The following is a 13,037-nucleotide window of genomic DNA, read 5'->3' as shown; positions in this document are numbered from 1 at the left end:
AGGCGGGGTTTTATTTCAAATTTTAGAGTTCGTTTGTACTAAAAGATATGGCTGAGAAACGTAATATATTTCTAGTTGGCCCCATGGGGGCTGGCAAAAGCACGATTGGTCGTCACATCGCTGACCAATTACACCTTGAATTTGTCGATTCTGATCAAGAAATCGAACGCCGTACCGGTGCAGATATTGCCTGGGTGTTTGATCTTGAGGGTGAAGAAGGCTTTAGACTTCGTGAAGAATCTGTTATTGGCGACTTAACCGAAATGCAAGGTATTGTACTTGCAACCGGTGGTGGTTCAGTAATGAGTAAAGAAGTTCGAAACAAGCTTTCGGCTCGTGGTATCGTTGTATACCTAGAGACACCTATAGAAAAGCAAGTTGCACGCACGCAACGCGACAAGCGTCGCCCATTACTGCAAACTGAAGAAGCACCTCGTAATGTACTAGAGCGCTTAGCAGAAGAACGCGAGCCACTATACAAAGAAGTTGCCGATTTTGTTGTACGCACCGATGAGCAAAGCGCTAAAGTTGTTGCTAACCAAATCATCGAGAAATTAGATTTTTAAAAACCAATAATAAAGGAAATAACAAAGCATGCTTGAATTAACTGTTAATTTGGACGAGCGAAGTTATCCTATTTTTATTGGTCAATCTGCACTTCAAGATAATGGCCGCCTTGTTCACCACATTGGTGATTGTCGGCCTATCATTATCACTAACGACACAGTTGCGCCTTTATATTTACAAGGACTGCTTGATTCGTTAGCTGATCTAGACCCTCTTTCTTTTGTCATTCCCGATGGTGAGCAATACAAGTCACTTGAATGGTTTGAGAAAATATCTGCTTTTTTATTGCAAAATAATTGCGGCCGAGACACATGCTTAATTGCACTAGGTGGCGGCGTTATTGGCGATTTAACAGGTTTTGTTGCTGCATGTTATCAGCGCGGTGTACCGTTTATTCAAATTCCGACCACGGTACTATCACAAGTTGACTCCTCTGTAGGGGGTAAAACAGCGGTAAATCACCCATTGGGTAAAAACATGATTGGGGCGTTTTATCAGCCGCAAGCGGTTTTTATTGATACTAATTCACTTCACACTTTACCGGCGCGCGAATTTGCAGCGGGTATGGCCGAAGTTATTAAGTATGGTTTAATTTACGATACCGAGCTATTTGCTTTTATTGAGCAAAATGTAGAAAAGCTACAGCAACTAGATGAAGCAAGTTTGCAGCATATTATTTATAGATGTTGTGAAATTAAAGCGCTTATCGTGGCGCAAGATGAAAAAGAAAATGGCCTTCGTGCATTACTCAACTTAGGGCATACCTTTGCGCATGCAATTGAAGCGCAAATGGGATACGGTGTATGGCTACATGGCGAGGCTGTTGCTACCGGAATGGTACTTGCTGCTAAATTAGCGCATACACGCGGTGATTTATCGCAAACTGAGGTAGATAGAATTGTAACGCTACTCAAGCTTTATAATTTACCGACTGAGATCCCAAGTGAAATGACTGCTGAGCAGTTTTTAATGCATATGCGTAAAGACAAAAAAAATAAAAAAGGCACTATCCGCTTTATTTTACCTACTCAATTTGGTCAATGCGCATTGGTAGATGACGTATCAGACGACCAAGTTAGAGCGTTAATCGAGCAATAATGCAGGCGCAAATTTTACCAAGCCGTGCGGCGTTGGTGGATAGAATCGCTCTGCAATTTGAATACGGGCAAAACTTAATTGTATTACTAGGCACCTCTGGCCTAGGCAAAAGTTATATGCTCGAAACCTTCATCACCGACAAATACAACAGTTTTAATAAAGCATTTGTACAAGTAAGTGCCAGTGTAAATGATGTATCACTGATGAGTGATATATTAGAGCAAAGCTTTAACTCTCCGCTGATTGACCACGATTTATCGTTAAGTGAAAACTTTTACCAATTGTTGCAGCAGCAGCCGTGTGAGGCTTGTTTGTGGGTGCTCGATAATGCAAGGCACTTATCTGAAGAGCTATTACAGGAGTTAGAGTTACTTGCCAAAAATAGCCCTATAACGCTTTATATCATGCTAGCTTCGCAATCAAAGCTAGCTATTAATAATGCCGTTGAAATTTACTTAGAGCCTTTATCTGCACATGAATCTAAACAGCTAATGAGCTGGTATTTTCCTAATTTACCGTACGATGAAGACCCTGTATTTAGTGCATTTTTAAATGAAGCGAAAGGCAACCCCAGCTTATTATTAGCATGGCAACCAACGGAGCATGTGGCTGATATTGTAAAAAAAGATAAAGTGTCGTGGCGAGTACACTTAATCTCGTTGTTAATTATAATTATGCTACTTATCATTGGTTTGCTGTATAAAAATGATATGACCCAGTGGTGGCAAACGTACTATCAAAATCAACAAAGCCAAGCCATAGATACCGCTATTCCTGCTTCTAAAATTGTCGCTATCCCAAGCGTGGATAAAGAGGTCAGTAATGACAATTCTGATATATCAAAAGCGGATTTGCTTTTAGAGCCGGTCAGCGATAAATCACAAGAGAATGTAGCGCCTCATAAAAACGATGTGCCGGCGATAATGCAAAGCCTAACGCGTGAGGCTCAACAAAGCGCTCAGAGTGAACAAAGCGAGGCGTTACCACAAAGCTTAAACACTCCTGAGACTATTGAGCCAATTGAAAGTGACGATAAAGAAAGCCCGCAGCCTAAAACCTCAAATAACGTATCCGATAACGCTTGGTATTTAGCTCAGCCAGATAATAATACAACTGTGCAGCTGCTAGCTGTTACACAGGAAAAAATCACCCGTGAGTTTATTATTCAACATAATTTAAGCCAGCGCGCTAAGGTTTACCAAACTAAGCGAAATAATAAAGTGTGGTGGGTGGTTACTATTGGTAGTTATGCATCACTCGCTGATGCTAAAAGTGCATTGTCTGCCTTGTCGAGTGCGCTTAGAAAGAACAAGCCTTTTTATAAAAAAATCAGCAAAATAAAACAAGAAATTGCACGACTTGATCAGTAAACTGACTCACTTTAGTGTAAAATCGCGCTACAGCAGATTGAAGTTAAGAACCAATGCAACAAAAGAGTAGAGCCTTCCTTAAATGGGCTGGCGGTAAATACAGCCTAGTTGAAGATATTAATGCACGTTTATCTCAAGCCAGCAAACACGCTGAAACCTTGGTAGAACCTTTTGTAGGTGCAGGCTCAGTATTTTTAAATAGTAATTTTAAGCACTATTTACTCAACGACATCAATGCTGATTTAATTAACTTATACAAAGAGCTCAAGCGCTCGCCTGATGAGTTTATAAGTGACTCTAAAAAACTATTTGTTGATTTAAATAACCACCCAGACGCTTACTACGAATACCGTGTACAGTTTAATAAAAGCAATGATGTATATGAGCGCGCAATGCTCTTTTTATACATGAATCGCCATGGTTACAATGGGCTGTGTAGGTATAATCTCAAAGGCATTTTTAACGTGCCATTTGGTAAATATAAAAAGCCTTATTTTCCAGAAAAAGAAATGTACTTTTTTGCCGAAAAAGCACAAAAAGCCACATTTACCTGCCTAAGCTACGATGATGTATTTAAGCTTGTGCCAAACAATGCGGTTATTTATTGTGATCCGCCTTATGTGCCGCTAAGTAAAACAGCGTCGTTTACCTCTTATGCTAAAGGCGGGTTTAATTTAGACGATCAAGCAAACTTGGCAAACTTAGCCGAGCAAGCTGCGTTTGAAAACAATACCCCAGTGCTTATATCTAACCACGATACCGTATGGACGCGAAAAATTTATAGCCAAGCTACGCTTGGTAAAATTCAGGTAAAACGTACTATCAGCCCTAAAGGTGGATCACGCAACAAGGTCGACGAGCTAATGGCTATGTATTTAGCACCCAAGCAACCACTGCGTAAATTGTCACTACAAAAATAACAAAAAACAGCACAGCTAAAGCAATAATAAAAAGAGGGGAGTGTTGTTGAAAGTCGGCTTGGCGTTTGTGCTCTGATTGCACACCAAAAAATGCTGCTAGCACACTTTGCAACGCGCTAATAAAGTGCAGCATTATTTAAAATAGAGGTTTTATTGAAGGCGTATTCTTAGCGTCTTCTGAGCTAGTTAACAGCTCTAATAAATCTAAATAATGAAACTGCGCACTGCGGCTATCGCCTGTTAGCCACGAAAACCACGATGAGTCTTCTTCTACTTTCGCACACGTTAAGGTGTTTGAAGCGTTTTTACTACTTGCCTGATGCTGACAATTGCTAACTAAGCTTAAATCTTGCTCAGAACTTGGCGCAAAACTAAATGCCCCAATAAATAACAATGCCGACGCAATTAAGATCCCTGTTTTAAATGCACGCATAATATTAGCCTAAAATTAAGTTACTCCTTTAATAATAACAAAAGCTGTATAAATAACAAACTAATATTTATCTGTAATAGCTAAGGCCTGTTGAAACTTGCGAGTTAAAGTGTGTTCTCAAGCTAAGAGTTTTTAAATCGCGCCCCGAAGTTTGTAATCGAGTGGGCACAATAACTGCTCTTACGTTAATCTAATAGCTTACATCATGTAAGCAAAGCTTGTGCGTCTACTCACGGCCTTACCAAAAATTAAACATGCTGCCCAAAACTCAACCACTAAAGCTTTTCATAAATAAATACTTATATATTTAAATCGATATTTTTAGTTATGCCTAATTTACAGTGTATTACTTGGGAAACCTCAGCATTTACGGTACATTAAGGCATATTTTACTGATTGACGGATTACTATGTTAAACCCTGAACAAAAATACTTAATTGCGCCTTCTATTTTGTCAGCCGATTTTGCAAAATTAGGCGAAGATGTGGATAAAGTACTCGCTGCAGGCGCTGATGTAGTACATTTTGATGTCATGGACAATCACTACGTGCCTAATCTCACTATTGGGCCTATGGTGTGTAAAGCGCTTAGAGATTACGGTGTAACAGCCCCTATAGATGTGCACCTAATGGTAAAACCAGTCGATAGTATAATCCCTTTGTTTGCAGAGGCCGGCGCATCAATAATTACTTTTCACCCTGAGGCCAGCGAGCATATAGACCGCACCATACAGCTCATTAAAGACCATGGTTGTAAAGCAGGCTTAGTATTTAACCCTGCCACTAGCCTTAGCTACCTCGATCACGTTATTGATAAGCTAGATACTATTTTATTAATGTCGGTAAACCCAGGCTTTGGCGGCCAAAGCTTTATCCCCCACACCCTTGAAAAACTAGCTCAAGCTAAGCAGCGTATAGTTGCGTCGGGTCGTGATATTCGCCTAGAAGTAGATGGTGGTATTAAGGTTGATAACATAGCCGCAGCAGCGCAAGCAGGTGCCGATATGTTTGTAGCAGGGTCTGCTATTTTTAATGAGCCTGATTACAAAGTTGTTATTGATCAAATGCGTGAGCAGTTAGGAAACGTAAAGTAATGAAATATGATGTAGCTTTGTTCGACCTTGACGGCACACTTGTTGATAGCGTTTACGATTTATACCTAGCAGTAAACTTAACACTGAGTGATTTAGCGTTTCCTATTGTTAGCCAAAGCTTGGTTGAAAGCTGGATAGGCAACGGTATTGAAACCCTAGTCAAGCGTGCACTCAGTGGTGATATGCAAATTAGCGAACATTTAGATGAAGCGCTTAGTGCAAAAGCCATTGCCTTATTTTACCAACATTATGAGCAGCTAGTGGGCAAGTATAGTGTGTTGTATCAGCATGTAGAAACAGGGCTCAGTGCTTTGCGGGGCATGCCAAAAGCACTTGTTACTAATAAGGCGCGCCTATTTACCGAGCTACTACTTGATAAGCTTTCCCTTACCAGTCACTTTGAAGTGATAGTGTGTGGAGACGATATGGCTAAAAAGCCTTCACCAGCGCCTTTATTGTATGCATGTAACAAGCTGAATGTTGAGCCGAGTAAGGCTATTATGATTGGCGATTCAAAAAGCGATATATTGGCAGCACATGCCGCTAAAATTGATGTAATAGCGGTGGATTATGGTTATAACCAAGGCGAAAATCTTGAGGATTATAATCCACAGTACCTATGCGATAACTTCTTAGATATAATACCAACACTAACACAGCGTTAAAATTTTTAATTAACTAAACAACACTAAAGGAAAATCATGAGTAAACCAGTAGTTTTAAGTGGCATTCAGCCAACCGGTGGTATGACAATAGGCAACTATGTTGGCGCTATTAACCAGTGGCTAAAGCTACAGGAAGACCACGAAAGTTTCTTTATGCTTGTTGATTTACACGCGATTACTGTTCGCCAAGAGCCAGAACTTCTTCGCTCTCGAGTATTAGATGGTATAGCGTTATATGCGGCATGTGGCATAGACCCTGAAAAATCGGCCTTATTTGTACAGTCGCAAGTGCCAGAACACGCGCAGTTAGCATGGGTGCTAAATTGTTACGCACAAATGGGCGAGCTTAACCGCATGACTCAGTTTAAAGACAAGTCATCTAAGCATGCTAACAATGTAAACGTCGGTTTATTTTCGTACCCAGTATTGCAAGCAGCGGATATTTTATTATATCAAGCTGACCAAGTACCGGTAGGGGATGACCAAAAGCAGCACTTAGAGTTAACGCGTGATATAGCGACACGCTTTAATAATTTATACGGTGACGTATTTAAGTTACCTGAGCCATATATTCCCGAATTTGGCGCACGTGTAATGAGCCTTCAGGATCCGCTCAAAAAAATGTCTAAGTCTGACGAAAACCCTAATGGCTACATCATGCTATTAGATGAGCCTAAAAAGATTGAGAAAAAGCTTAAAAAAGCAGTAACCGATTCAGACGAGCAAGCGCGTATTTACTTTGACCGTACTGAAAAGCCAGGCGTTTCTAATTTACTTACTTTATTAAGCGTAGCCACTAAGCGCTCAATTGAAGACTTAGTGCCAGAGTATGAAGATAAAATGTATGGCCACCTGAAAAAAGACACAGCCGATGCAGTTGTTAGCATGATTGAGCCAATCCAAGCACGTTTTAAAGAGATCAGAGAAGATCAAAACCTACTTGATAGCATCATGAAATCAGGCGCAGAAAAGGCCAGTGTACGTGCAGAAAAAACACTTAAATCGGTTTACGATGCACTAGGGTTTATTCCTCGTACATAATTTGCTTTCTTAGGGCGTGTTGATCTTTGCGGATTGAAATTTGTTCAATCTAGGGGCGATTAAATCGCGGCGCGAGGTTTGTAACCTAGTGGGCTAAGTAAAAACCGAGTAAAGCTTCCGCGTCCTGCTCACGCCCCTTACCTAGATCCATGTAGGCAACAAAGAGTTTATCGCCCCTAGGCAGAACCCGAAGGGCAGCGCATGTTTGGCATTTATGCTGCGTTATCGCCTATTTATGGGGAGTAACCACACTTCATAGGCTCTGCCTTGCCTAAAAACCAAACATGCTGCTGCAAATTCAACCATCAAAGATCAACACGCCCTAGTATAAGCAAATAAAAATGCCGCTAAATTTAGCGGCATTTTTTTATAACTTCTAATACTTCATTCATCACTTAAAAAAGCCATAATTTATTAGCTAGTGGACTTAAACGCAGGCGATTCGCAGGCTTTTACAATAAAAGAATAGCCATAAGGCATAGTTTCATTTGGCGTAATCTCTACTATTTCGTAATCGTTCAACTCTACCACTTTGCTATTTTTGGCTTTTTTACACCTTGAGTATTCATCCGCTTCGTAATTAAATGCAAACATCGCTATAAGGTGTTTACTACGCCCAAAATAACCTTCAGTAGCAACAAATGAACTTGCAGATTCGGCGAATTCATTTATTTCTTCTGCTTTTGGCGAGCTGGGTTGAGTTTTTGTTTCCTGTTTAGCCAGCCTTTCATTTAGGTTGACCATAGCATGCCCCTTCACTTCAGGAGAGTCACTAGCCAGCTCTCTTCCAAAATAGAAACCGTTTTCTATATCTGATAGAAATGTTGCTTCATCCCTATCGTCCAAAAAAGGATAGAGGGTACTTAAAGTTATGAAGGCTAATATTAATCTAATAGATGCGGTAAGTAAGGGAGAGTAGCTTTGACTTATATATTTAATGCTTTGCGATCCAAATGGCTTTATAAGTAACAGCATTATGATATAAAAGGGTAAAATAAATTGAAATATTAGTAATGTACAGAGTGTAATTCCTAATGCCCAAATGGGTAAATATATCAAAGTTGCAAAATTGTGTGTGTAGCTCATGTTTTCAGCTGATACGTGAGTTACATCGTTAACAATGCTGCTTGCATTTGCCAAAACAAAATTAGCAATGGTTGCATAAAAAACCAAAATTAAAGCTTTGCCTGCTAAAGAGTGCCATAGTTTATTAAACTTTGGCCAAAATTCAATTACCAGGGCGGTCATTGTTAAAAGCGCACAAAGTGACCAGGATTTAAAGAAAATCACAGATATAAGCGCTGCTAAGTAAAGCTTTTGCGCGGTGCTAAGGCTAAACCATATGGGTTTAATATGCTTATCAATATCAGCTTTAAGAGGCTGCAATTTTTTTTGCAGCTTTTTAAATAGCCTACTGGCTCGCCATTTTATAATTTTATAACGCCTTAACACCGACTTTCCTTATCGTATGAGGTAATAAACCCCAGTTAGTTTAATAGGGGCTTTAGGTAATGCCCAGTATGCGAGCGTTCACATTCGGCTACTTCTTCAGGCGTGCCTGCAATGAGTATTTCACCGCCGCCAGCGCCCCCTTCAGGGCCTAAATCAACCACCCAGTCTGCGGTTTTAACCACATCTAAGTTATGCTCAATTACCACAATGGTATTACCATGATCGCGCAGGCGATGTAATACCACAAGTAGTTGTTCAATATCGGCAAAGTGAAGGCCGGTTGTTGGCTCATCAAGTATATACAATGTTTTACCTGTATCGCGTTTAGAAAGCTCACGAGCCAGTTTTACACGTTGTGCTTCACCACCAGAGAGCGTGGTAGCAGCTTGCCCTAGGCGAATATACGATAAACCAACGTCCATTAGCGTTTTAAGTTTACGCGCTATTGCAGGTATTTTATCAAAGTAGTCGTGCGCGTCTTCAACGGTCATTTCGAGCACTTGGTGAATGTTTTTACCTTTGTATTGTACTTCTAAGGTTTCGCGGTTATAGCGCGCGCCCTTACATACATCACACGGTACATATACATCAGGTAAAAAGTGCATTTCTACTTTAATTACGCCATCGCCTTGGCAAGCTTCACAGCGCCCGCCTTTTACGTTAAAGCTAAAGCGACCTACTTTATAGCCGCGAGAGCGGGCTTCTTGTGTCCCTGCAAATAACTCACGAATACCGGTAAAAATACCTGTGTAGGTTGCAGGATTTGAGCGCGGTGTACGACCAATTGGGCTTTGGTCAATATCAATCACTTTGTCAAAGTGATCAAGGCCACTAATTGATTTATACGGCGCGGCTTCTGCTGTGGTCGCGCCGTTAAGCTCAGTATGCGCAAGCTTAAAGAGTGTATCGTTAATGAGCGTTGATTTACCTGAGCCCGATACCCCTGTAATACAGGTTAATAAGCCAAATGGAATTTTTAAGTCTACATTTTTTAGGTTATTACCTGTGGCACCAAATAGCTCAAGCCATTTGTCGCTGGTTGGGTTACGCTCTTGTGGCACTTCTATTTTGCGCACGCCTGATAAAAACTGGCCAGTTACTGAGTCTTTAGTGGCTAAAATATCGTCACGTGTACCTTGTGCAATAATATGGCCGCCGTGCACACCCGCGCCTGGGCCAATATCAATAATATGATCGGCTGCGCGAATCGCATCTTCATCATGCTCAACTACAATCACGGTGTTACCTAAGTCGCGTAAATGCACCAATGTTTGTAATAAACGGTCGTTATCGCGCTGGTGTAAACCAATTGATGGTTCATCCAGTACGTACATTACGCCTACAAGGCCTGCACCTATTTGGCTGGCTAAACGAATACGCTGGGCTTCACCACCTGAGAGGGTATCGGCACTGCGCTCAAGCGATAAGTAATTAAGGCCTACATTAATCAAAAACGATAAGCGGTCGCGAATTTCTTTCAGGATTTTTTCAGCTATTTGGGCTTTTTGGCCTGTTAGTGATAGCCCTTCAAAAAAGTCCATCGCTTCGCCAATACTCATAGTTGTAATAGCAGGCAGGTTTGTTTGACCTATAAATACGTGGCGTGCTTCTTGGCGTAAACGCGAGCCATGACAACTAGGACACGCTTGGCTAGTTTGATATTTAGCGAGCTCTTCACGCACCGAGTTTGACTCAGTTTCGCGATAGCGACGGTTCATGTTGTTTAACACGCCTTCAAACTCGTGGTTGCGTGTTATTAAATCGCCTCTGTCGTTACGGTAGTTAAAGGCTATTTTTGTTTGCCCTGAGCCTTCTAAAATAATTTTTTGCGATTCTTTAGCCAGCTTTTCAAATGGCACATCTAAATCAAAGTTATAGTGCTCGGCGACCGCCTGTAGCATTTGAAAATAATAAAAGCTGCGTTTATCCCATCCTTTAATAGCACCACCTGCAAGGCTGAGCTCTGGGTTATGTACCACACGGTTAGGATCAAAGTATTGGCGTACGCCTAAACCATCACAGCTTTGACACGCACCTGCAGGGTTATTAAACGAAAATAAGCGCGGTTCTAATTCGGTCATTGCGTAGCCACAGGTGGGGCAGGCAAAATTTGCCGAGAACAGCATTTCTTCTATCGTGCTGTCGTCCATGTAGGCTACATTTGCCACACCGCCAGACATCTCTAGTGCGGTTTCGAACGACTCTGCTAAACGCTGCTGTTGGCCATCTTTTACTTTAAAGCGGTCAACCACCACTTCAATAGTGTGTTTTTTATGAAGCTCAAGTGTTGGCGGATCTGATAAGTCGCATACTTCGCCGTCTATACGAGCGCGAATGTAGCCTTGGCTTGCAAGTTGCTCAAGTAATTTAACGTGCTCACCTTTACGATCTTTAACCACTGGCGCTAAAAGCATCAGCTTAGTGCCCTCTGGCAGTGCTAAAACGGTATCAACCATTTGGCTAATTGTTTGTGCTGCAAGTGGTAAGTCGTGGGTTGGGCAGCGTGGTTCGCCCACGCGGGCAAACATTAAACGCAAGTAATCGTATATTTCGGTAATGGTACCTACTGTTGAGCGAGGATTGTGCGATGTAGATTTTTGCTCAATAGAAATGGCGGGAGAGAGGCCTTCAATATGATCAACGTCGGGCTTTTCCATTAACGATAAAAATTGCCTTGCGTAGGCAGAAAGTGACTCAACATAACGACGCTGTCCTTCTGCATATAAAGTATCAAATGCCAGTGATGACTTTCCCGAACCAGATAGGCCTGTGATAACAATTAATTTATCACGTGGGATGGTTAGGCTGATGTCTTTTAAATTGTGCGTACGGGCGCCTCGGACTTCAATGTTTTCCATGCTATCTCGTTTATTACCAAAATTATTTGTCCAGTATCGCATAATACGAAACATTATTAATCAATGATCAACGAAAAAATCCTTACTTATAGGCGATTAATTATTGCCAAGCTTGTGGTAGAATCCCAGCCTAAATTTTTCATATCGTAAGAATACGCAGATAATGACCGCATCTTCACTTAATTCACGAGAAAAGCGCGCCGCTGTATCGCTGGCGAGTGTGTTTGCATTTAGAATGCTCGGCTTGTTTATGCTGATGCCTGTATTGGCTATTTATGGCCAATCGCTTGATGGTTTTTCGCCTATGTGGATAGGATTTGCTATTGGCGCGTATGGCTTAACGCAAGCGGTACTGCAAATTCCTATGGGGCGTTTGTCAGATAAAATAGGCCGTAAAAAAGTAATTGTTGGTGGCTTAGTTGTGTTTGCGTTGGGCTCTGTTATTGCAGCCCTTGCTGAATCTATTCAAATGGTTACAGTGGGCCGTGCACTACAAGGTATGGGCGCTATAGCCAGTGCGCTGCTTGCTTTTGCCAGCGACCTAAGCCGCGACGAACAGCGCCCTAAAGTAATGGCCGTAATTGGTATGAGTATAGGCATGAGCTTTGCTTTTGCTATGTTACTTGGGCCTATTGTTGCCGCGTCGTGGGGTGTAGCGGGGGTATTTTGGTTAACAGCAATCCTTGCCGTGTTCGGTATTGGTATTATTTTATTTTTAGTGCCAAACGCAGTAAACAAAGCGCCCAAAGGCGATACCTTGGCAAGCTTTAGTGATATTAAAAAGCTTATTAAGCATCCGCAATTATCGCGCTTAAATGCAGGTGTATTACTGCTACATTTAACGCTAACCACTATTTTTGTGGTACTACCCAGCCAACTAATAAAAGATGGCTTAGTGGCAAACCACCATTGGTATTTATATATTCCGGTATTGCTGTTAGCGTTTGTTTTAATGGTCCCTATTATGATTATTGCCATTAAAAAAGAAAAAGAAAAACAAGCGTTTATTGGCTCAGTAGCACTGCTTTCTATTAGTATGCTTGCTATGTCTATTTGGGTGAATAGCGTGGTTGGCATTGCCATTTGTATGTTGCTTTATTTTGTAGCATTTAATTTTTTAGAAGCCACTATGCCTGCGCTTGTATCGCGTATTGCGCCCGCTAGCCAAAAAGGTTCGGCAATGGGTGGGTATTCGTCTAGCCAGTTTTTGGGGGCTTTTTTAGGTGGTATTTTAGGGGGTTATGTTGCCCAAACTACAAGTACGCAAGCTGTGTTTGCGGCAGCGGCACTTGTTGGGTTAATATGGCTTATTATTGCGTGGAAAATGCAAGTCCCACCGAAAAGTAAAGTTATTAGTTTAATGACCAATTTAAGTTCTGAAGAGCAAGCTCAAGCACTTGCTTCTCAGCTAGTTGCTTTACCTGGCGTAATAGAAGCAACAGTAGTACGCGACGAAAGCCGCAGCTATTTAAAGATTAATGATAAAGAATTTGACCTAGACCAAGCACGTAAAGTAGCTGGTTTAATCTAACGTTTATAG

General features: G+C 41.4%; 12 protein-coding genes. 8 read left to right on the top strand and 4 right to left on the bottom strand.

Annotation, left to right across the window (positions count from 1 at the left end):
• Window positions 1–47: 47 nt before the first annotated feature.
• The 4 genes from aroK to OIZ54_RS08490 are packed head-to-tail and all read left to right on the top strand — an operon-like array spanning window position 48 to window position 3,955.
• A complete protein-coding gene (aroK, locus tag OIZ54_RS08505) occupies window positions 48–566 on the top strand; it encodes a shikimate kinase AroK (protein WP_004589350.1) in 519 nt (172 codons plus the stop codon).
• 28 nt (window positions 567–594) lie between these two features.
• The gene (gene aroB, locus OIZ54_RS08500) at window positions 595–1,665 is read left to right on the top strand and encodes a 3-dehydroquinate synthase (protein WP_024032528.1); all 1,071 of its coding nucleotides are present in this window, start codon (window positions 595–597) and stop codon (window positions 1,663–1,665) included.
• The gene (locus OIZ54_RS08495) at window positions 1,665–3,035 is read left to right on the top strand and encodes an AAA family ATPase (RefSeq protein ID WP_264390176.1); all 1,371 of its coding nucleotides are present in this window, start codon (window positions 1,665–1,667) and stop codon (window positions 3,033–3,035) included. Before aroB ends, OIZ54_RS08495 begins: the two co-directional genes overlap by 1 nt.
• Before the next feature lie 53 nt (window positions 3,036–3,088).
• Window positions 3,089–3,955, top strand: coding sequence for a Dam family site-specific DNA-(adenine-N6)-methyltransferase (locus tag OIZ54_RS08490; RefSeq protein ID WP_004589353.1), 867 nt, complete (start codon window positions 3,089–3,091; stop codon window positions 3,953–3,955).
• On the opposite strand, the gene OIZ54_RS08485 is transcribed toward OIZ54_RS08490, so the two are convergent.
• Complete coding sequence (locus OIZ54_RS08485) at window positions 3,903–4,088, bottom strand: DUF2970 domain-containing protein (protein WP_024032525.1); 186 nt, start codon at window positions 4,086–4,088, stop codon at window positions 3,903–3,905. The genes OIZ54_RS08490 and OIZ54_RS08485 overlap by 53 nt on opposite strands.
• A 3-nt stretch (window positions 4,089–4,091) precedes the next feature.
• Window positions 4,092–4,388, bottom strand: coding sequence for a hypothetical protein (locus tag OIZ54_RS08480; RefSeq protein ID WP_029771857.1), 297 nt, complete (start codon window positions 4,386–4,388; stop codon window positions 4,092–4,094).
• 409 nt (window positions 4,389–4,797) lie between these two features.
• Between OIZ54_RS08480 and rpe the strand changes: the two genes are divergently transcribed.
• The 3 genes from rpe to trpS are packed head-to-tail and all read left to right on the top strand — an operon-like array spanning window position 4,798 to window position 7,187.
• Window positions 4,798–5,481: a ribulose-phosphate 3-epimerase gene (rpe, locus tag OIZ54_RS08475; protein WP_029771856.1), complete on the top strand. Its 684-nt coding sequence runs from the start codon at window positions 4,798–4,800 to the stop codon at window positions 5,479–5,481.
• Window positions 5,481–6,146 carry a phosphoglycolate phosphatase gene (locus OIZ54_RS08470; protein ID WP_055254629.1) on the top strand — a complete coding sequence of 222 codons (666 nt, stop codon included), beginning with the start codon at window positions 5,481–5,483 and terminating at the stop codon, window positions 6,144–6,146. Before rpe ends, OIZ54_RS08470 begins: the two co-directional genes overlap by 1 nt.
• A 36-nt stretch (window positions 6,147–6,182) precedes the next feature.
• A complete protein-coding gene (trpS, locus tag OIZ54_RS08465; protein WP_029771853.1) occupies window positions 6,183–7,187 on the top strand; it encodes a tryptophan--tRNA ligase in 1,005 nt (334 codons plus the stop codon).
• A 414-nt stretch (window positions 7,188–7,601) separates the two neighbouring features.
• Here trpS and OIZ54_RS08460 read toward each other — a convergent pair whose 3' ends face one another.
• Together OIZ54_RS08460 and uvrA are read right to left on the bottom strand one after the other, a co-directional pair.
• On the bottom strand, window positions 7,602–8,639 hold the full coding sequence (locus OIZ54_RS08460; protein WP_264390175.1) for a hypothetical protein: 1,038 nt from the start codon (window positions 8,637–8,639) through the stop codon (window positions 7,602–7,604).
• Window positions 8,640–8,674: 35 nt separating this feature from the next.
• Entirely contained in the window at window positions 8,675–11,497 is a 2,823-nt protein-coding gene (gene uvrA / locus OIZ54_RS08455) for an excinuclease ABC subunit UvrA (protein ID WP_029773081.1), read from the bottom strand.
• 163 nt (window positions 11,498–11,660) lie between these two features.
• On the opposite strand from uvrA, the gene OIZ54_RS08450 reads away from it, so the two are divergent.
• The gene (locus OIZ54_RS08450; RefSeq protein ID WP_264390174.1) at window positions 11,661–13,028 is read left to right on the top strand and encodes an MFS transporter; all 1,368 of its coding nucleotides are present in this window, start codon (window positions 11,661–11,663) and stop codon (window positions 13,026–13,028) included.
• Window positions 13,029–13,037 lie beyond the last annotated feature (9 nt).

Source organism: Pseudoalteromonas sp. A3 (assembly GCF_025942345.1).
Classification (GTDB): domain Bacteria; phylum Pseudomonadota; class Gammaproteobacteria; order Enterobacterales; family Alteromonadaceae; genus Pseudoalteromonas; species Pseudoalteromonas atlantica.
The sequence above is the reverse complement of the archived record's forward strand: the minus strand, read 5'-3'. Positions and strand labels throughout refer to the sequence as shown.